This window comes from Butyrivibrio sp. CB08 (assembly GCF_003625485.1).
Lineage (GTDB): Bacteria > Bacillota > Clostridia > Lachnospirales > Lachnospiraceae > Butyrivibrio.
The window spans coordinates 1-19004 of the sequence record NZ_RAIR01000012.1; the positions used below are offsets into that span (position 1 = coordinate 1).

At 46.3% G+C, this 19004-nt stretch carries 19 protein-coding genes and 1 tRNA gene; 6 read left to right on the forward strand and 14 right to left on the reverse strand.

Translation table 11 applies throughout. The features are described 5' to 3' along the window. Positions 1 to 191: 191 nt before the first annotated feature. From D6855_RS15520 to D6855_RS15550, 7 genes are read right to left on the reverse strand one after another with little or no spacing between them, the layout of a single operon-like run. Positions 192 to 638 carry a CvpA family protein gene (locus D6855_RS15520; protein WP_120742746.1) on the reverse strand — a complete coding sequence of 149 codons (447 nt, stop codon included), beginning with the start codon at positions 636 to 638 and terminating at the stop codon, positions 192 to 194. Positions 639 to 646: 8 nt separating this feature from the next. Beyond that, complete coding sequence (locus D6855_RS15525; protein WP_120742748.1) at positions 647 to 1870, reverse strand: DUF5711 family protein; 1224 nt, start codon at positions 1868 to 1870, stop codon at positions 647 to 649. Positions 1871 to 1892: 22 nt separating this feature from the next. Further along, positions 1893 to 2942 (reverse strand): aldose epimerase family protein, encoded by a 1050-nt coding sequence (locus tag D6855_RS15530; RefSeq protein ID WP_120742750.1) that lies wholly within the window; start codon positions 2940 to 2942, stop codon positions 1893 to 1895. A gap of 33 nt (positions 2943 to 2975) precedes the next feature. Beyond that, complete coding sequence (gene recR, locus D6855_RS15535) at positions 2976 to 3575, reverse strand: recombination mediator RecR (protein WP_120742752.1); 600 nt, start codon at positions 3573 to 3575, stop codon at positions 2976 to 2978. Beyond that, positions 3575 to 3919, reverse strand: a complete 345-nt coding sequence (locus D6855_RS15540) for a YbaB/EbfC family nucleoid-associated protein (RefSeq protein WP_120742754.1) — start codon at positions 3917 to 3919, stop codon at positions 3575 to 3577. The genes recR and D6855_RS15540 overlap by 1 nt, the downstream gene beginning before the upstream one ends. Then, entirely contained in the window at positions 3919 to 5535 is a 1617-nt protein-coding gene (gene dnaX / locus D6855_RS15545; RefSeq protein WP_120742756.1) for a DNA polymerase III subunit gamma/tau, read from the reverse strand. Before dnaX ends, D6855_RS15540 begins: the two co-directional genes overlap by 1 nt. A gap of 46 nt (positions 5536 to 5581) precedes the next feature. Continuing rightward, positions 5582 to 6655 carry a 6-phosphofructokinase gene (locus D6855_RS15550; RefSeq protein WP_120742758.1) on the reverse strand — a complete coding sequence of 358 codons (1074 nt, stop codon included), beginning with the start codon at positions 6653 to 6655 and terminating at the stop codon, positions 5582 to 5584. A 152-nt stretch (positions 6656 to 6807) separates the two neighbouring features. Here D6855_RS15550 and D6855_RS15555 point away from each other — a divergent pair. Beyond that, positions 6808 to 6893, forward strand: a tRNA-Ser gene (locus D6855_RS15555). Positions 6894 to 6941: 48 nt separating this feature from the next. Here the strand turns inward: D6855_RS15555 and D6855_RS15560 are convergent. The 7 genes from D6855_RS15560 to D6855_RS15585 all read right to left on the reverse strand — a co-directional run bounded on the left by D6855_RS15560 (position 6942) and on the right by D6855_RS15585 (position 11852). After that, positions 6942 to 7166 carry a bacteriocin gene (locus D6855_RS15560; protein WP_120742760.1) on the reverse strand — a complete coding sequence of 75 codons (225 nt, stop codon included), beginning with the start codon at positions 7164 to 7166 and terminating at the stop codon, positions 6942 to 6944. Between the two features lie 77 nt (positions 7167 to 7243). After that, positions 7244 to 7945: a LytR/AlgR family response regulator transcription factor gene (locus D6855_RS15565; protein WP_120742762.1), complete on the reverse strand. Its 702-nt coding sequence runs from the start codon at positions 7943 to 7945 to the stop codon at positions 7244 to 7246. An 18-nt stretch (positions 7946 to 7963) separates the two neighbouring features. Further along, complete coding sequence (locus D6855_RS15570) at positions 7964 to 8716, reverse strand: DUF6033 family protein (RefSeq protein ID WP_120742764.1); 753 nt, start codon at positions 8714 to 8716, stop codon at positions 7964 to 7966. A gap of 58 nt (positions 8717 to 8774) precedes the next feature. Continuing rightward, positions 8775 to 9683, reverse strand: a complete 909-nt coding sequence (locus D6855_RS16840) for a hypothetical protein (RefSeq protein WP_199712466.1) — start codon at positions 9681 to 9683, stop codon at positions 8775 to 8777. A gap of 48 nt (positions 9684 to 9731) precedes the next feature. After that, a complete protein-coding gene (locus tag D6855_RS16845; RefSeq protein ID WP_199712467.1) occupies positions 9732 to 9902 on the reverse strand; it encodes a DUF6472 family protein in 171 nt (56 codons plus the stop codon). Next, positions 9899 to 10231 (reverse strand): cupin domain-containing protein, encoded by a 333-nt coding sequence (locus tag D6855_RS15580; protein WP_120742766.1) that lies wholly within the window; start codon positions 10229 to 10231, stop codon positions 9899 to 9901. The genes D6855_RS16845 and D6855_RS15580 overlap by 4 nt, the downstream gene beginning before the upstream one ends. Before the next feature lie 19 nt (positions 10232 to 10250). Beyond that, a complete protein-coding gene (locus D6855_RS15585; protein WP_120742768.1) occupies positions 10251 to 11852 on the reverse strand; it encodes an ASKHA domain-containing protein in 1602 nt (533 codons plus the stop codon). A 108-nt stretch (positions 11853 to 11960) separates the two neighbouring features. On the opposite strand from D6855_RS15585, the gene D6855_RS15590 reads away from it, so the two are divergent. The 5 genes from D6855_RS15590 to D6855_RS15610 are packed head-to-tail and all read left to right on the forward strand — an operon-like array spanning position 11961 to position 18602. Continuing rightward, complete coding sequence (locus tag D6855_RS15590; RefSeq protein WP_120742770.1) at positions 11961 to 13148, forward strand: SPFH domain-containing protein; 1188 nt, start codon at positions 11961 to 11963, stop codon at positions 13146 to 13148. Between the two features lie 43 nt (positions 13149 to 13191). Beyond that, positions 13192 to 14211 carry a hypothetical protein gene (locus D6855_RS15595; RefSeq protein ID WP_120742772.1) on the forward strand — a complete coding sequence of 340 codons (1020 nt, stop codon included), beginning with the start codon at positions 13192 to 13194 and terminating at the stop codon, positions 14209 to 14211. Between the two features lie 31 nt (positions 14212 to 14242). Continuing rightward, positions 14243 to 15127: a TPM domain-containing protein gene (locus D6855_RS15600; protein WP_120742774.1), complete on the forward strand. Its 885-nt coding sequence runs from the start codon at positions 14243 to 14245 to the stop codon at positions 15125 to 15127. A 21-nt stretch (positions 15128 to 15148) separates the two neighbouring features. Beyond that, positions 15149 to 16918: a sensor domain-containing diguanylate cyclase gene (locus D6855_RS15605; protein WP_120742776.1), complete on the forward strand. Its 1770-nt coding sequence runs from the start codon at positions 15149 to 15151 to the stop codon at positions 16916 to 16918. Then, positions 16908 to 18602: a GGDEF domain-containing protein gene (locus tag D6855_RS15610; protein WP_120742778.1), complete on the forward strand. Its 1695-nt coding sequence runs from the start codon at positions 16908 to 16910 to the stop codon at positions 18600 to 18602. The genes D6855_RS15605 and D6855_RS15610 overlap by 11 nt, the downstream gene beginning before the upstream one ends. The last annotated feature ends 402 nt before the right edge of the window (positions 18603 to 19004 follow it).

A 19004-nucleotide genomic window follows, 5' to 3' on the forward strand; every position in this document is an offset into this window, starting at 1 on the left:
TATTACTTTTGGTTTGTTAATTCTGAATAATTCTCTTGGAATTTTTCAGGGTTGCATTACTGTTTATTTGTCAAGGTGCTTGTTGCCGCTGTCCTCAGCGACAGCTTATTTAGAATAGCATAGGTGATTTTGGCTGTCAACAACTTTTTTCAAATGTTTATAATATTTTTCTAATTTTTGCCAAAACCCAGTCACAGCAAGGATTTGATGTACTCATAAAGCTGCTTTAAAAGTGATGTTACAGGGCCAAAAATATCAAAGCCCGTGACGTACACAATTATATATACGATTAAGTATGCCTCTATGGCACCCAAAACTGCACCAAGTAATCTGTCAAATCCTCCCAGGATTGGAATCTCCTTGATGCCCCTTACTGCTTTTCCAAGTGCGGTCATTGCACCATATACAAGAAACGCCACGATCAGATATCCAATCTTTGGGATAACCTGACCAAAGTTCGCAGTCGCAACATTGCCTGCGATGTTCATTATATAGTAGACAGCCGCAAAGGCCGCAATGACAGCAATAAGGCCTGCTGCTTCAGCAAACAGGCCATTGTTGGTTCCATATGATATTCTCCAAAGAAACAGTATGACAACCACTATGGTTATCACTACCTGAGATATGTCTATATTCATTCTTTTCCTTATTTAAGATTCATTGTCTGAATGTTTCTGGTTGTTACAAGAAGGAACTTACTGCGAAGACTGGTTGGAACCATTGTCCTTACAGGTACATCAAAGCCTCCCTCATACTTGACGTGTCCATTCATATCCATAACAAGACAACCGTCTTCATTATATATAATGATCTGTTTGTTGTTAAATATGATATCGGAATACTCTATATCAAAGTATGTGGTAAGTACGTTGTCTCCCTTGTCGCTGTAAACCTGAAGTCTGTATGCTCCGTCAGCTGTGTTGTTGGGGAATACCACTCCCATGTAGGTGTCTGAGAAGTAAATTGACTTGATCTCCTCTTCTCCAGTGAAGATCTCAGCCTGGCTCACAGGCTTCTCACTTCCCTGATAGAACATGATCCTGTCATCAGACACTGCAAAGCATGCATTACCATTCATGAACTGCACATATGGAACTACCACCTGAGGATAGTCATATCCGCTAGCGTAGTTGTCGATGGAGTTTTGTCCAACTGATCCAAAGTTAAAGAAAGCCACGCTGCTCTTTAAGCTTCCTTCTTCAGGATACAGGTAGGATACACACAAAAGCTCTCCGTTTGGAGATATGCTGACAGATATCGGATATCCACTGTCCTTCATGGTTGTCTTGAAGTTTGCCAGAGTATTGCCCTGGGCATCGTACAGATAGATCCATGTGACATCTGTTCCATCAAGAACTGCTGCCACTACTCCCTGGGATGATACACAGAAATCTCTTATAGGAAGATTTGTATCCACTTCTCCAAGGGATCCGCCAACATTGCTGACGTAGATGTTGTGTCCGTTGTAGTCTCCAACAGCCACCACCTGCTCACAGGTTCTGGCAATCGGAGTCTGCATCTCGTAGGTCTGGTTCCACAAAACCTTGCCATTTGCATCAATACAGCTGACACCATCCTTACTGTACTGGACAATGTATCCGCCGATACTAAGAACCTTGGAATCCTGTCCATTGGTAATGGACTCTCCCTGGGTTATAACAGCCTCGGCATATTCCTTGTCTCTCCAGTTGACGTAGATCACAAGTACAAGAAACACCACAGCTGCAGTTATTCCTACAGTTTTAAAGATAACTGCCAGCCTGTGGTTTCTTATCTTTTCCTTATAAGAAGGTCCTCCCTGGCTGCTCCTGCCCGAGTCATCTCTATTAAATTTCCCCGCATAGGAGGCAAAATCACGTACTTCAGCCAAAGGGCTGCCCTCCAAAAACTAATTATTTAGAGAATTTGTAAACAGTTGTGTTGTCGTATTCTCTGTCTGGACCATATACGCAGTCAGGGAATCCTGCCTCGTTGATAGAGTTAGGATAAACCTGAGTCTCAAGGCAGAATCCATCTCTTGCCTTATATGTTGCGCCGTCCTTAGCACCATCTGCCTTAAGGAAGTTACCAACATAGAGCTGGAATCCTGGAAGGTTGGTGAAGCACTCCATCTTGATACCTGTCTTAGGTGAAGATACAGTGCAGAACTGCTTCATTGTCTTCCAGTCATAACCATCAACCACATAGTTGTGATCATAACCGCCAACAAACTTAAGCTGCTCTTCATCAGCATTGACATCCTGTCCGAATGTCTTGGCTGTTCTGAAATCAAACGCTGTTCCTGCAACATCAGCGATCTCGCCAGTAGGAATAGCCTCTGAGCTGCTAACTGGTGTGTACTTGGATGCGTTCATCTGCATTGTGTGGTCAAGGATGCTTCCTGAATTGTGTCCACCAAGGTTAAAGTAAACATGGTTTGTCAGGTTCATAAGAGTCTTGGCATCACTTGTTGCATGGTAGTGGAGCTTAAGCTCATTGTCCTCTGTAAGAGTGTAAGTAAGCTCAAATACTCTGTTTCCAGAAAATCCGATATCTCCATCCTCTGCCTTAAGTGTGAAGGTAACGTTGTTATCACCCTCTGTTGCGTCCCAGATTCTCTTGTGGAATCCGTTGTTCATGTCGGTATGCAGATTGTTTGGTCCATCGTTGATCGGAAGAATAAACTCTTTTCCATCGATAGTATACTTAGCCTTGGCAATTCTGTTAGCTGTTGGTCCAACAGTTGCACCAAGGAAACAGTCGTTGTCAAAGTACTTCTTGTAGTCATCATAGCCCAGCGCAACGTCTACTCTTTTGCCGTCCTTGTCTGGAACGATGATGTTCTTGATAGTAGCGCCAAAGTTAAGAACCACCGCCTCAACGCCGTTTGCGTTTGTGAGGTGGTATTCGTATATTGGTGCTCCAGTAGTTGTTTCTCCGAATTGCTCTCTCTTTACTGCCATAACAATACCCTCCATATTAGTCTGTGTCTGTTCTTATAGCTCGGTCCTTCCCTCTAAGGCCCTTAAAAGTGTAACCTCGTCTATATACTCAAGATCGCCTCCAACCGGAACTCCGCTGGCGATCCTTGTAACCTTTACCCCCGTTGGCTTAATGAGCTTACTGATGTACATAGCAGTAGTCTCGCCCTCGAGACTTGAGTTGGTGGCAACAATAACCTCGTCCACTTCCTCGCTCTGAAGTCTGGTCATAAGCTCTGTGAGCCTGATATCCGAAGGCCCGATACCAAGCATGGGCGAGATCGCTCCATGAAGTACATGGTACACTCCCTCGTACTTGCCAGTCTTCTCATATGCTGCTAAATCCCTCGCATTCTCCACTACCATGATAGTGCGATGGTCTCTGTTGTCATTGCTGCAGATAGGGCAGATGTCCTCATCAGTCAATGTACAGCACTCCTTACAGTAATGCACATTCTCCCTGGCGTCTGTAATGGAATCAGCCAGCCTCTTAACCCTGTCCTTTGGAAGGTTGATGATATAAAAAGCCAGCCTCTGGGCAGACTTCCCCCCTATTCCCGGAAGGGATGCCAGCTCATCTATTAAACGGTTAATGTGTCCGCTGTAAAGTTCCATCAGAAAGGAAAGCCTCCGCCAAGTCCGCCTGTCATCTTGCCGAGCATTGCGCCGTTAGCTTCCTCGGCCTGCTTCATAGCCTCGTTAACTGCAGCAACGATCATATCCTGAAGCATCTCTACATCATCAGGGTCAACTGCTTCTGGAGAGATAACTATGTTCTTCAGGGTCTTGTTTCCAAATACTGTGGCCTCAACTGCTCCGCCACCAGCCTTAGCTGTAAACTCCTTGGTCTCGAGCTCCTTCTGGCTCTCCTCCATCTGGCGCTGCATTCTCTGCGCCTGCTTCATAAGATTGTTCATGTTACCTGGCATTCCACCAGGAAATCCACCACGTTTAGCCATTATAAATTCTCCTTTTCATCGTCGTCCTCGGTAACCACATCGAAATTGATGCCGTCCAAAAGATTGACATAGTTTTCTTCAAAATTCTGCGCGGGCTCTAAGAATCTGGACTCGTACTCCACATGCTTGCCCACTATTTCATCAATGAAGTTCTGAAGTTCATCAGCACTCTCACCATGTGAGTATTTATCAGCCAGGGCCTTGCTGTCAAATACTATTTGCAGCTTGTCGTTGTTTCCAAGGCTGAGCCTCGCTTTCTGCATATAGCTCTTCATTGGATTTAGCATTCGCAAAAGAGCTTTCGGCCACTCTGACACCAGTTTCTTAATGTCATCTGGTACCGCCTTGTCCAGAACCTTCTTTTGAGCCGGAGCTGCTGCCCCCACTCCCTTAGCTCCTGCCATGGGAGATGCTGCAACTGCTATCTGTCCCGACTGGATCCCGCCAAGGACCTTGGAGTTGTTCTCATCATGCTCCTCAAGGATCCTGAGTCTGTCTTCAAGGGAATCCTGCTGCCCCTTATCCATCTGAGGCTTGCAGAGCCTTATGAGTGTTATCTCTATAAGTATCCTCTTCTGAGCGGCATACCTGATGTTGGTAGAAAGCTCAGAGAATATCCTGATGAACCTTAGTATCGATTCAGTGTCTGCCTTGTCCGCCTGCTCTTTTAAGACCTTGAGATTGTCAGTGGACATATCCACCACATCCTCCATCTGATCCGAAGCCTGGATCAGCATAAGGTTCCTTAAGTACCACACAAAGTCGTTGACGAACTGGGTAAGTTCCCTGCCCTGAATGACCACATCTGACAGGATAGTCAGTGCCTCGTTGACATTCTGTGTATAGAGCGCGGAAAAGAGCTTTGAAAAGACTTCAGTATCTACCGCTCCAAGGACACCCAGAACCTTGTCATAGGTCAGCACTTCTCCGTAGTTGAAGGCAATGCACTGGTCAAGGAGACTAAGAGAATCTCTCATGGATCCATCAGCGGTCTTGGCGATGTAGCGAAGAGCCTTGTCCTCCACCTCTATGCCTTCTGAAGTTACTACCTGCCTGAGTCTGTCCTCAATAGTGTCGATGGTGATCCTGTGGAAATCATATCTCTGGCATCTTGAGAGGATCGTGATTGGAATCTTGTGAACCTCTGTAGTAGCCAGGATGAACATTACGTATGAAGGTGGCTCCTCCAAAGTCTTAAGAAGCGCATTAAAAGCACCGACAGAGAGCATGTGTACCTCGTCGATGATATAGACTTTTCTTTTTCCTTTTGTAGGGGAATAGGAGACCTCGTCCACGATCTCCCTGACATTATCAACGCCGTTGTTGGAAGCAGCATCGATCTCGATGACATTCATGCTGTTGCCTGCTGCGATCTCTTTGCACATCTCGCACTGCCCGCATGGACTTCCGTCCACTGGATGCTCGCAGTTAACCGCCTTGGCTAAAATCTTCGCAACAGAAGTCTTACCTGTTCCACGAGTTCCGCAGAACAGGTAAGCATGTCCAACCCTATCTGATCTAATCTGATTCTTGAGCGTTGTAATTATGTGATCCTGGCCCTTGACGTCCTCAAAGACCGGTGGTCTGAATTTCCTGTAAAGTGCTACATAACCCATTTTCTAAACTAAAACTCCAACAAAACTTATACTACCCGAAGCTGCCTTAATCCCCGAAGCATACTCCAAGCATCTTGGCCTCTTTGATGATGCTGGCATCAGGTGAAACGTATTTCAGCTTGCCTGCGATCTCTGAAAGAGGAACCTTGACGATCTCTCTGTTCTTGTAGGCTACCATGTAGCCAAATTCCTTGTTGAGGATAAGCTGTCCAGCCTCCGCTCCAAGTCTTGATGCAAATACCCTGTCGTAAGGATCAGGCATTCCGCCCCTCTGCATGTGACCAGGAACAGTAACTCTGACTTCATGTCCTGTCTTTTTCTGGATTGCCTCAGCTATCTCGTAGGATACAGATGGATACTTGTAGTTGGCCATCTTCTCTTTGTATTCCTTCTTGGAGAGTTTGGCATCCTTCTTGGAAATTGCGCCCTCAGCCACAGCGATGATGGTGAACCTGCTGCCCCTCTCATCTCTTGCCTGAATGGCATCACAGATCTTGCCTATATCGTAAGGGATCTCAGGAATGAGGATAACGTCCGCACCGCCCGCAAGACCTGCGTTAAGTGTCAGCCATCCAACCTTGTGTCCCATTACTTCGATGATGAATACTCTGCCGTGAGAATCAGCTGTAGTGTGAATGTTGTCGATAACGTTAGTTGCCACATCCACTGCACTCTGGAAACCAAATGTCATATCTGTTCCCCAGAGGTCATTATCAATGGTCTTTGGAAGAGAAACAACGTTGAGCCCTTCCTCTGAGAGAAGATTGGCTGTCTTCTGAGAGCCGTTGCCTCCAAGAACCACAAGGCAGTCCAGCTGAAGCTTGTAGTAGTTCTGCTTCATTGCCTCTACCTTATCAAGTCCGTTCTCATCGGGTTCTTTTATAGTCTTAAAAGGTGTTCTTGAACTGCCAAGGATAGTTCCGCCCTTTGTGAGGATACCAGAGAAATCCTTGGAAGTGAGCATCCTGAAATCGCTGTAGATAAGTCCTCTGTAGCCGTTCTTAAAGCCATAGAACTCCACCTCAGCTCCACTGTGCGCAATACACTTAACAACGCCGCGCATTGCTGCATTCAAAGCCTGACAGTCGCCACCACTGGTCAACATACCAATTCTCATCATGTGAAAAAGGCCTCCTTTGAATTAACATTTTTGTAACTGCACACTACTGTTAATTATACAAAATAAAAGAGTCCGTGCCAAGTAATCCGGTTGACGGTAAGGTATTAAAAAAGTATAATAAAAAACGCTTTGGAGCTAGGTCCAAAGCGTCTGGAGACGTATCAAAGTGGTCGTAATGAGGCGCACTCGAAATGCGTTTGTCCGCAAGGGCACGCGGGTTCGAATCCCGCCGTCTCCGCCTCATGGCTCTATCCCTTGGGATGGAGCTTTTTTCATGGCAAAAGAATTATTTACCGGTCCATAAACCACCGCACTTCTTACAAACCGTTCTTCCTCCAGAATAACCAATAAAGATCATCTCTTTTCCGCAGTTGTTACAGAAATGCTTCTCAGTTGCCTCGCTCTTGTCCTGGCTGTTTGTACCAGTTCTTCCAGCTGCACTGCCTCTCAATCCGCCGCTGACTTTTTCAAGCTCATCCTCGTTCAAAACGTTCTTTTCCTTATCGATCATGGGTGTGTACCTCCCTTCAAAATCTCTATATTTTTATACGAACGGACATCTCTTTTGGCAAAAGAAATATCCCTTCCCTAGAATGTATACTTAAGGACCATCTCGCTCACAGTCCTGTACTTGCCTCTTGGAACCGAGAACTCTTTTCCATCCTCCATGACAATGACGTCCTTGGTGATCTTAAGGACCTTCTTGAGATTGATAAGGCTCTTTACCCCAAGCTCATAGAAGAATGGTTCATTGAGCTCCTGCCTTATCTCCTGCATGGTGCTGCGGACAAGAAAGCTCTCATCCCCAACCACTATCCTCTTGTAGTGATCCTCTGACTCCACGTAAAGGATGTCAGATACAGGAACCCTGTGGACCTCTCCGCTGTCCCTGAAGGTGTAATAGGCGTTGTCTTCCTCAACAACGCACACCCTGTCCATGGCATCAAAAAAGTCTTCTTCCAGGATTGGCTTTTCCAGATAGTGCACCGCATGGATTCTGAATGCATCCTTGTAGAAAGCATTGGAAGAAGTCATAAAAATGATATGTGCATCTTCGTTGTTCTTTTTGATGGCCTTGGCAATATCTATGCCATTTATCTTGTCAATGTAGATATCAAGAAGGTAGATATCGTAGGCCTTCTTTTCAATGGCAGTTAAAAGATCTATTGAAGTATAGAAAATGTCAGTCTCAAAATCCAGATTTCCACGACTTTTCCTATATCTCTCCAAAAGCTCTGCCGCCTCAGCAGCAGAGCTTTTTTCATCATCACATATTGCTAGTTTGAACATGAACCCCCCAAATACAATTTATCCCTTAAAGTCTATGGACTGTCCCACAGACATTTCCTCCGGCGTCCTGATGGAATCCGCCCTGACGCTGAAGTTAAAATCATCTATCTTCTTAAAGAGCTCCTCTATGGAGTCGGCCATGAGGATCTCGTAATCCTCCTCATCCTCGTCCCTTGGAACCTCTTCAGCCTTATGGCCCTCCCGAAGTTTTTCCGCCTGCTCCTTCTTGGCTTCCTTCTTGGCCGCTGCCTTTTCAGCCGCCTTCTTGGCTGCTCTCTTTTCCTGGAGCTTCTGGGTCATCTCGGTATTGGACTTGCTCATAACAGCGAAGAAAGATGCCTTGCCATCGTCGCCAACCTGCATTCCGATGGTCTTGATACCTGGCTTGGTCTGCATTGCAGCCTGAAGCTGTGGCATCTTGGCCTGAGCATTTGCGATAAGTCCCTCATACTTAGCTCTGAAATCCGCATCAGTAGCCATTCTCTCGATCTTTTCCTCGTCGATGAGAACTACCATTCTGTTTGGATTGCCAAAGGAGCTCGCGTTCTGCTTGGCGTAGTCCTTCAAGTCCTTGCTTACAAGAACAAAATCCATATTGCTGTATTTCTTTTTAAGTTCCTCATAGTACTTGGCGCCTTCCTCTGAAAGCTGCGCCTTTCCTATCATCTTGCCATAATTCCCGGTAGTCTTAGTGGTCTCTTTAGTAGCACCCGTCTTGGCTGCTTCATAGGCTGCTCCACTGCTTGCCATAACATCAGAAATATTACTCATGGGTCCCTCCTTGTCTCGAGTGAATCTCGCTGGCCTCCGTGCCAAACATATCTATATGTTACTCTACCTTTTCTCCAGTCTTAGCACTGTATATAGACTTTTCAACCTCATCGCCTGTGTCGTACTCAGTCTTGGAGAATATTATCTGTGCCTTCTTTTTGTCGTAGTCTGTCTTATATATATATCGGACATCTTTCTCAATAACTTCACGTTCTCCGAGCCAAAATGGACATTTATTTTCAAAAGAATCTCCAGACTGAACATCAAGCATTGCATTGGAAATATCTTCCTTGACACCAACGTCAGTTAAAAGCTCATGTTCATAGTCGCCGTAGTCGCCAACCTCAGCATCTTCGCGGCCTATGGTGGCAAGATACTCCTCGGCGTAGGCATTCTGCATCTTATCAAGCTCAGATCTGTCCTCATCCTCGATGGTGATACATCTGCTCCAGTATTTCTCCGGGATGTTTTTCTTGATCCAGTCTACAAAATCTCCGCCGTCAGCTGCAGGCTCTAAAGAAACGTAGTTGTACTCGCCCTCTTCGTTGAGCTCAAGCTTAACAACACATGGGATGACTCCGTTACCTGCGCAGCACACAAAGTTACCATCCTGAAACTCGTATCTGCCGTAGGTTGAAAGGATGTAGCATGTCTGCTCGCCCTTGTCGTCACCCTCTTTGTCCAAAAGAATGTGTCCCTCGCCAGCCACTTCTCCCTGGTCGAAGTATTCATCGTTGTATGTAAAAACTGCAAGGCCTATGGCATCATCAAGGGATGTTGGTCTTGCCTCCTGAATAACTGAAGCCTCCTGAGTGCTGGCTTCCTGGGCAGGTTCTGGAGCTGGTTCCTCTACAGATGCCTCCTCAGCAGCAGGCTCTGGAGCCGGCTCAGTTTTCTTACCACATCCTGCCAAAAGAGATATGGCCATGACCGATACTAAAGCGGCCGAAAAGATCTTTTTTCTCATAATAATTCCTCCTCATAGATCATCTGGTCACCTATATTGTACCATTTATTACATCTGATGTCTTACAACCTTATACTCGTCGCCGTCCTGGTAATAAGGGCACTCGCTGGCATTGCCACTCATAAGCCTTCCGTAGTCGTCCTCGTCCATGTTCACCATACAGGTGTAGCACTCCCAGTCCTCATCATATGCATAGTTAGCGCAAGTATCACAGATCATACAAAATCCTCTCTCATTGGGTTGAAGATATCAAGGAGCTTGCCTGCCTCAAGGCATACGCATCCGTGAACAACATCGTTCATCTTAAGCATTGTATCTCCGGCCTCAACAACCTTCTTAACACCGTCGATCTCAAACTCAAATTTGCCGCTGACAATATATGTTATCTGTGTGTGAGGGTGGTGGTGAAGTGCGCCAACTGCGCCCTTTTCAAAGGTGTTCTCAACACACATAAGGTCCTTACTGTATGCAAGGACGCGTCTTACAACGCCGTTTCCCTGATCCTCTGCCTTCACATCCTTGTAAAATACCCATCTCTCATCTAACATTTCTCTTTCCTCCCTATTCTTAAAAGTTCATGGCTTCTATGTAGTCTGTATCAAATTCATCAAGGGTTGCAAGCTCGATGACTGTGGCGCCTTCTGCTATGGCCATCAGCTCATCCCCTGCAGCTTCTCTTTCCTCTTCTCCCATAAGTGCTCTTTTGGAAAAAGAGATCGCTCCCTTAAGTGAAGTGTTTCCTACAGGTACTATCTTACCATCAAATCCTTCAGGAAACATCTTAAGATTCCGTATCCTGTCCATATCTATATGGCTTCCAAAGCCGCCAGCAAGATAGACTACATCAGGGCTCTTTCCATCAAGAAGAGTATTGGCTCCGGTAAATATGGCAGCCTTGGCAAGCTGAAGATTCCTGATATCCTTCTGGGTAAGCCTTACCGCTCCGTCCAAAGTAACCGGAAGTCCCTCGTCAAAGTATGGATCTGCAAGAAGTCCTGTCTCGTCAACGGCTCCTACTCTTATGGCCTCGGAGACAAGCTCCATCACTCCCGTTCCGCAAAGACCAATGGCTGGCTTATCCTCTATTGTCTCGTAGTCACAGATAATGCGGTCCCCGTCCTTCTTAAGTCTTACGTGGCATATAGCTCCAGGAACGGAAGGAACACCGCAGGATATTCCGCCAGCTTCAAACACAGGACCTGCTGCGGTTGACGTTACTTTTATCTCATCCCCGTCAAAGAACACCATCTCTCCGTTGGTACCAAGATCCACAAACAGAGCGTTTTTGGTGTTCATGCCTTCGCTCTTAAGGTAATAGATCCCGGATACAATATCCGCTCCAACGAAGGCAGATATTCCGGGAAGGTTAGTAAGCAGCTGCTCCCCATAGCCTTTAAAGGTAAGGTCAGCTATCATCTGCTCAAAGCCAAGGCCAAAACGTGGCGGAGTGTAAGGGTAAGTCCCAAGCCAATCTACCTGCCTCTCATTAAAGAGGTTCATCATGGTGGTATTTCCTGCAACAGTAATATAGTCAAGGCGTCCTGTAAGCTCTCCGTCTTCCTTCTCCGGATCAAGCAGCTTCCCCATAAGGCCTTCAATATCCTCCACCACAAGCTTTGACATGTCCTTAAGCTTATCCTTATCATCAGCTGCAGCTATCCTTGAGATGACATCTGCGCCGTATCCGCGCTGACGATTAACGCAGGAGGCTGTTCTTGTGACATTAAACTCATCCCCTCGCTTTTCCAAAAGGGCCGCAGCGATGGTGGTAGTTCCAAGGTCTATGGCGATAGCAAAGGTTCTGCCAAGATCTCTTTTCCCAAAGTGGTCCCAGACAGCCTTGGTATCAGTCTCTTCGATGGCCATGTCCCGGCTCTCATTTTGAAGCTCTATCTCGCAGTCACCAGAAACTATAGCACGGCAAAAGAGCCTTAAGCCCTCCGACAGCTCTTTTCCCGAGAGGAATTTCCTGTCGAAATCAGAAGGATCCGGCGCTCCGGATAAGAACTTCACCCGGCACTTTCCGCAGGTTCCAAGTCCGCCGCACGGACGCTCGGTGCTTAAGCCATTTTCAGCAAGGATATCTGCCAGAAGCCTTCCATTTTCGGCATTTATCCTGGTCTGCCTTCCATATTCATTTACGATAATTAGTGCACCATTAGATTTCATACACCCTTAGTTTAGCATGAATCGCCTATAAAGTAATGGAATTTTAAGCTTAAATGTGCGAAAATAGAAGGTACGAAATATAGTTTTTTAGTATGAAAGGAGATAGTTATGGGGCTTATATCAGCAGCGCTTTCAGCAGGCGGCAGTGTACTTTCTGATCAGTGGAGAGACTATTTCTACTGCGAATCACTCAGCACTGAGGTGCTTCTTACCAAGGCTAGAAAGAAACAGGGAAAGGGTAACGACAACATCATTTCCAACGGATCTATCGTAGCTGTCAACGAAGGACAGTGTATGATCCTTGTTGACCAGGGACAGATTACTGAGATCTGCGCAGAGCCAGGTGAGTTTGTTTATGACACTTCAACTGAGCCTTCTATTTTCTACGGAGATTTAGGTGAGAATATCGTCAACTCCTTCAAGGAGTTCTACAAGCGTCTGAGCTTCTCTGGCGGAACTGCCAAGGATCAGCGCGTTTACTACATCAATACCAAGGAGATCATCGGCAACAAGTATGGCACAGTTAATCCTGTTCCTTTCCGTGTTGTTGATACTAACGTTGGCCTTGACATGGATATCGATATCCGTTGCCACGGCGAATACAGCTATCGCATCGTTGATCCTGTTCTTTTCTACAAGAACATCGTTGGCAACGTAGATGGCGAGTTCAGAAGAGACAAGATCGATTCTCAGCTTAAGAGCGAGCTCCTTACAGCTCTTCAGCCAGCATTTGCCAAGATCTCAGAGATGGGAATCCGCTACAGCGCGCTTCCTGGACACACAACAGAGATCGCAGATGCACTTAACGAAGTTCTTTCCAAGAAGTGGACTGAAGTTTACGGAATCAAGATCAGCTCCTTCGGTGTAAGCTCAGTTAACGCATCTGAAGAAGATGAAAAGACAATCAAGGAGCTCCAGAGAGCTGGCGCTCTTAAGAATCCTAATATGGCAGCAGCTACTCTTGCCAGCGCTCAGGCACAGGCAATGCAGGATGCAGCCAAGAATACAGCTACAGGCCCTATGATGGCATTGGCTGGAATGAACATGGCTCAGCAGGCTGGCGGCATGAACGCACAGCAGCTCTTTGCTATGGGCGCTCAGCAGCCACAGCAGGCAGCTCCTCAGATGGCTCCTCAGTCAGCAGGCAATTCCTGGACATGCTCATGCGGCAATGTAAACACAGGTAACTTCTGCCCTAACTGCGGATCACAGAGACCAGCAGCAGGCTGGACATGCTCTTGTGGCACTGTAAATACAGGCAACTTCTGTACAAACTGCGGATCACCTAGAGGATAATATGGCCCTACACGAATATGAATGCCCCGCCTGTGGCGGGGCAATGGAATTTAATCCGGGCACCCAGAAGCTTAAGTGCCCATTTTGCGACTCCGAATTTGACGTCAAGGACTATGTTGCCAATCACAATTCAAACTCCACTGGAGAGTCAGCGGATACATATGAAACTAATGGGGGGAGTGAAGATAACACCCCCATGTTCATTTATAGCTGCGGTTCCTGCGGAGGCGAGATCCTGGCCACTGAGTCCCTTGGCTCCATGAAATGTCCCTTCTGCAGCAACAACGTTGTGGCAGCAGAGAAATTCACCGGTGCTTTCAAGCCTGATTACATCATTCCTTTTAAGAAGACCAAGGAAGACGCTATGAAGGCTTATTCAGGTTACGTCAAATCCAAGAAGCTCCTGCCAAAGGTCTTTTTCGAGCAGAACCACATCGATGAGATCAAGGGCGTTTATGTTCCTTTCTGGCTCTACAACGCCACAGAGAATTACACCGGCGTCTTTGAGGGAACCAAGGTCAGAACCTGGAGCGATTCCCGCTACCACTACACAGAGACCAGCTTTTATGAGATCTCCCGCGCAGGCAATGAGGACTTTGAAAGCGTCCCTGTAGATGGCTCCAAGGAGATGCCAGATGATCTTATGGAATCCATAGAGCCCTTCGACCGCTCTGAGATGATCCCATTCAACATGGGATACCTTGCAGGCTTCCTTGCCAACAAATACAACGTCACAGCGGACGAGGACAAACAGCGCGCTGAGGAGAGAATGACAACAAGCGCAAGGAATGACTTCAGGAGCACCATTGTTGGCTACAACTCACTTCGCAATATATCTGAGAGGATAAACACCACAAGAGAGACCACCAAGTATGCTCTCTATCCTGTCTATGTCCTTAACACCTCATGGGAAGGCAACAACTACCTCTTTGCCATGAACGGACAGACCGGCAAATTTGTAGGTAATCTTCCATTCTCAATGAAGCAGGCGGCCAAATACTACTTCCCTATCGCAGCCGCGATAACGGCAGTAGCCTTCGTCTGTGCGATGATGTTTCTGTGACCCAAATTTCTTTTAACAAGCGGAAAACCACATGAATACTATGACTAAAATATCAAGGGCAGTGTCAAAGACAATCCTCTTAATGATGATTTTTGCATTTGCTCTTACATTTAAAACCTATGCTGCCGAAATATTATGGGACAGCTATGAAGTTCCTGCTACACGTCAAAAGCCAAGACTTGTTGATAACGCTGACCTTCTTACTGACAGTGAGGAGACAGCTCTTTTGCAGAAGCTGGATGCTACCAGCGAAAAGTGGCAGAGCAACATAGCCATACTTACCGTGAATTCCCATAATGGTCCTATCCAGGATTACGCAGACGACTACTTCGACTACAACGGATTTTGCTCGGAGTATAACGAGAGCGGAATCCTGTTCATGCTGAGTATGGAAGACAGAGAGTGGGCCATCAGTTCTTCTGGCAGCGCACAATACGCTTTTACCGACTATGGTCAGGATTACCTCTTTAATGAGATGAGAGGCGACCTGTCAGACGGCGACTACTATGACGCCTTTAACACCTATGTGGAGCAGTGCGACAGGCTTTTGTACGCATACTCTCAGGGAACTCCTGTTGATGTAGGTGTCAAGCCACCTAAGACCACTTCCGATATCCTTGGATATCTTGTTGGCAGCATCGCTGTCGGCCTTGTAGTAGCTCTTTTCCCAATCCTTAAGATGAAGTCAGATCTTAAGACAGTTAAGATGGCTGGAAATGCAGCAGGCTATGCTAAAGGCAAGCTTCACATGAGCATTCAGCAGGACCGTTTCGTGAGAAAGACTCTTTCCAAGACAGAGATCCCTCGCGACAATGGTTCCAGTAATGGCAGCAGGGGCGGCGGCTTTGGCGGAGGCAGCACCCTTCACACTTCAAGCTCAGGACATTCACACGGAGGAAGCCACGGACATTTTTAATAAGCAGGAGGATTAACTTCAGTGACAAAAACTGCAGCCACAATCCGCAAAGCTTTATTAATTGTACTTGCAATAAGTATCGTGACCGGTACCTTATTGCTACTTAGCTCAAGCAGATTTAATACTCCAAATCAGTTTGATCTGGTCCAGCTGGACACCGGCTGGACTATTAGTCGTGGAAACAATGTGTGGGAACTGGACAGCGTCAACGACGCAAGCGTTGGAATGGCCAATAAAAACGACACTCTGATCCTTACCCGCACTCTTCCTGATTCAGATATATCTCCTGCAACCCTGCATTTCCGCTCCATCCTTTCATCGGTGGAGGTCTATGTAGACAAGGAGCTTGTATATACCTTTGGCGATGAGTATGTTGCCACAGGCCGCATGCTCCCTAAGATGGAGAACTTTGTTCCCCTTCCGGCTGATTATCAGGGAAAAGAGCTGACGATAAAGATTACAGCTCATGAGGACAAGGCATTTTCTGGCCTCTCACAATTCCTGTTCGGAAACTACAACGACATCAAAAACAATCTGATACATACCAAGCGCCTTCCTCTGGTTGTTGGCGTCTATCTGTGTCACCTTGGTTTTATGCTCCTTATTCTGGCTCCATTTCTTGCCTTTTCCAAAAACAGTGACTTTAGTATCTTCTTTAGTGCCGTCACATCGCTGATGATAGGTGCCTACATTCTGTGCTATAACGATGTATTCTGGTATCTCTCAGACAATCCATACTTCTACACTTTCATAGAGTACTTCTCATTGTTCTCGATACCGGTGGCCATCCTGGGCTTTATATGCACTTCTCATCAAGCGCCATTTAAAACCCTGGGACTTATCCTGCTCTACCTAAGCAGCTGTTTCGTTGTTGCCACATCATTCCTTCACCTTACCAGCAATGTACATATCTGCCTGTTTGTATCCTGGTTCCATGTCTTTACCATTATTGAAGGAATTTACGTTATCATTTCACTGATAAAAGCGGTGATACATGAATCCGGGGTCGCTGCGGATCTTCGCACCAAGACCTCTTCTACCAAGATCCTCATTGCAGGTCTTATTGTCTTCACCTTCTGCTCAGTTATAGACATCGTCAAGTTCAACGTCATGAAGTTCACCAAAGTCGGTGAAGTCAACGCCCACATCAACTTTATGACCGTGGGTGCTCTTATCTTTATCATGAGCCTTCTTCTGAACTACTTCTACCACTGCATCGAATACATCAGTGAGTCCACTGTAAAAGTACAGCTGGAGGGCCTTGCATATACTGACGCCCTGACAAATCTCTCGAACAGAGCAAGGTGTGAGCAGTATCTTGCCGATCTGTATGGCGACTTTACAGTCATAAGTCTTGACCTGGATTACCTTAAATATACCAACGACAACTACGGCCACGACCAGGGCGACAAGCTCCTTAGTGGCTTTTCAGAAATAATGCTGGGATGCTTTACAGACGCTTCTCTTGTAGGAAGAATGGGCGGCGATGAGTTTATCGTTGTTCTTCCTTATGTGGACGAAGAGAGGACGGAGAGGGATATTCAGTGCCTCTCTGATCAGCTTGCCTACAGAAACAGTCAGGAGAGCAAACTGCGTTTCTCTGCATCCTGGGGCTACGCTGACAGCAAAGATAAGGAACTTGGTGGAAACCACAGCGCTCAGAACGTCTACCTTCTTGCTGACAAGCGCATGTATGTCATGAAGAATCAGCATCACAAGCAGTCTCTCGGAAGACTCTACGACGACCTTCTCAACAAAGTGCTGGGGGAAGGAGGTAACGATGAAAAATAAGAAAAAGTTACTTCCTGTAATCCTTTCTGTTGCCATCGCGATCTTTGTTTCATGGTTCATTGGCATCTGTCTTACCTGCAATACCAAATATCCTGTAAAGACTATGGACTGGGGCTATGAGGTCACCATAAATGGCGAGGTTTTCCAGGATGTTGAACCATTTGATATCTACAAACACCTGGACAGAAGGCTTCGCTATGGAGATGTAGTCTCCATGAAGACCACTCTTCCTGACCTTGGAGATATTCCTTTCCCTGTGATCCTCTTCAGGAGCAGATACTCCGCCATGGATGTCTATGTTGACGGAGATCTAATCTACACCTTTGGAAAAGATCTTTATGCGAAAAAGAAATTTATTGGCAAGATGTATCACTTTATTACTTTGCCCCTGGATTATGCCGGAAAAGAAATTGAGTTTAAGATGATAGCCGGTGAGACTGATGCTTTTTCAAGCCTTCAGCCTCCTAAGATAGGCAGTCAGCCAGATGTTGAGAGCCAGTTTGTCAGAGATCACAGAATGATCATTGCCACTGGAATGTTCCTTATTATCTTCGGTATCTCTTTTACCCTTATCACAATGTTCTTCGTTGTGAACGTACCGGATATTGTCAGCTTCCATGTGGGATCACTTTTCTGTATCAACCTCGGTGTCTGGATAATGTGCTACTACAACGTATTCTCACCATTTATCTACACACCATATGAGACCCAGTGGGAATACCTGACCATGTATCTCATTGTGCCATTCTGTTACATGCTGGTTTACTTTGCACAAAAGATTGAGAAAAAAAATCTCTACATGACCGCCGCTGGTCTTTCCTGTTTTGTGACCTTCTCTCTGTACGTTCTGCACTTTGGATTTAACATCCATTTGAGAGAAACCATCATGGTTTACCACATAACTGCGGTTTTGGGATTTGGACTTATCTCATACTTCATTGTGAGAAACTTCGTCAAGAAAGACATCTCCAGGTCTGGAATGATACAGATGAGCGGACTTGTAGCCTTTGCTATAGCTGAGCTCATTCACCTTGTAATCTATATCATGGATACCAACCACATCAAGAACAGCTACTTTGCAAGTATCATTACCATCGACACCGGCTGTCTTATCTTCGTGCTGTGCCAGCTGGCAAACTACATGCTCTTTATTACCCAGTCCTACGCCCAGAGACTTGAGCATGAATCCCTGTCACACCTTGCTTACGCCGACGGTCTTACCAATCTGGCAAACAGAGCCAAGGCTGATAAGGTAATGGAAGACCTAAACCATGTGAATACCGATTACTGTATCATAAGTATCGATCTAAATGGTCTTAAGATAGTAAATGACGACTTTGGTCATCCTTCAGGAGACAGATATATCAAGGATTTTGCCAAGGTCCTTACCACAACCTTCTCTGAAGAGGGGCTCTGCGCAAGAATTGGCGGAGATGAGTTCCTTGTAATAATAAGCGACTCCGTTGGAAAAGACATTGATGCCCTCATAGGCAGAATGACCAGTGCCCTTAACGTAATGAACGCCCTTTACACCGAGTACCACCGAAGCGTTGCCACAGGCTACGCCTACAAGCACGAGCTGCCAGGCGCCTCCTCCCACGAGGTATACCTTTTGGCCGACGAGCGAATGTATGCCGTAAAACGCCGGATGCACGAAGAACTTGGAATACATAACAGGTTGTAAGATGTGAGATGAATATCTCAGATTCAATTTCATAGCCACGCTTTAAGAATTATAAAGCTGCTGCAAATGCCTACCAATGCCCTTTCGCGGCATATCCTCGCAGGTCACGGGAGCCTCTCTCCCATCAATCCTTTGTTGTGACCTGCTTCGGTATTCCACGATGACATTGACAGCCATTTGTAGCAGCTTTTCATTTGTGATCAAGCGGGGCTATGAAATAGTGTTGCCCGGAAGAAGCTCGGCGCACCTATGCCCCCGGGAGGATTCTCCCCGCAGCGCGCCTCCCTATGGTCTTCCTGTCCCTGTTTAGGACGGGCAATTTGCCCAATTACGGACCAGGAGCCACTTTACCCTCGTTTGGTCTGTAGTTTTTCAGCCAATAACCACTGATATTTTATAAAA

What these genes read in the sequence shown, in the direction of transcription:
- D6855_RS15520 (WP_120742746.1), bottom strand. Translation starts at nt 638, where the DNA reads ATGAATATAGACATATCTCAGGTAGTGATAACCATAGTGGTTGTCATA.
- D6855_RS15530 (WP_120742750.1), bottom strand. Translation starts at nt 2,942, where the DNA reads ATGGCAGTAAAGAGAGAGCAATTCGGAGAAACAACTACTGGAGCACCA.
- recR (WP_120742752.1), bottom strand. Translation starts at nt 3,575, where the DNA reads ATGGAACTTTACAGCGGACACATTAACCGTTTAATAGATGAGCTGGCA.
- D6855_RS15540 (WP_120742754.1), bottom strand. Translation starts at nt 3,919, where the DNA reads ATGGCTAAACGTGGTGGATTTCCTGGTGGAATGCCAGGTAACATGAAC.
- dnaX (WP_120742756.1), bottom strand. Translation starts at nt 5,535, where the DNA reads ATGGGTTATGTAGCACTTTACAGGAAATTCAGACCACCGGTCTTTGAG.
- D6855_RS15550 (WP_120742758.1), bottom strand. Translation starts at nt 6,655, where the DNA reads ATGATGAGAATTGGTATGTTGACCAGTGGTGGCGACTGTCAGGCTTTG.
- D6855_RS15560 (WP_120742760.1), bottom strand. Translation starts at nt 7,166, where the DNA reads ATGATCGATAAGGAAAAGAACGTTTTGAACGAGGATGAGCTTGAAAAA.
- D6855_RS15565 (WP_120742762.1), bottom strand. Translation starts at nt 7,945, where the DNA reads ATGTTCAAACTAGCAATATGTGATGATGAAAAAAGCTCTGCTGCTGAG.
- D6855_RS15570 (WP_120742764.1), bottom strand. Translation starts at nt 8,716, where the DNA reads ATGAGTAATATTTCTGATGTTATGGCAAGCAGTGGAGCAGCCTATGAA.
- D6855_RS16840 (WP_199712466.1), bottom strand. Translation starts at nt 9,683, where the DNA reads ATGAGAAAAAAGATCTTTTCGGCCGCTTTAGTATCGGTCATGGCCATA.
- D6855_RS16845 (WP_199712467.1), bottom strand. Translation starts at nt 9,902, where the DNA reads ATGATCTGTGATACTTGCGCTAACTATGCATATGATGAGGACTGGGAG.
- D6855_RS15580 (WP_120742766.1), bottom strand. Translation starts at nt 10,231, where the DNA reads ATGTTAGATGAGAGATGGGTATTTTACAAGGATGTGAAGGCAGAGGAT.
- D6855_RS15585 (WP_120742768.1), bottom strand. Translation starts at nt 11,852, where the DNA reads ATGAAATCTAATGGTGCACTAATTATCGTAAATGAATATGGAAGGCAG.
- D6855_RS15590 (WP_120742770.1), top strand. Translation starts at nt 11,961, where the DNA reads ATGGGGCTTATATCAGCAGCGCTTTCAGCAGGCGGCAGTGTACTTTCT.
- D6855_RS15595 (WP_120742772.1), top strand. Translation starts at nt 13,192, where the DNA reads ATGGAATTTAATCCGGGCACCCAGAAGCTTAAGTGCCCATTTTGCGAC.
- D6855_RS15600 (WP_120742774.1), top strand. Translation starts at nt 14,243, where the DNA reads ATGAATACTATGACTAAAATATCAAGGGCAGTGTCAAAGACAATCCTC.
- D6855_RS15610 (WP_120742778.1), top strand. Translation starts at nt 16,908, where the DNA reads ATGAAAAATAAGAAAAAGTTACTTCCTGTAATCCTTTCTGTTGCCATC.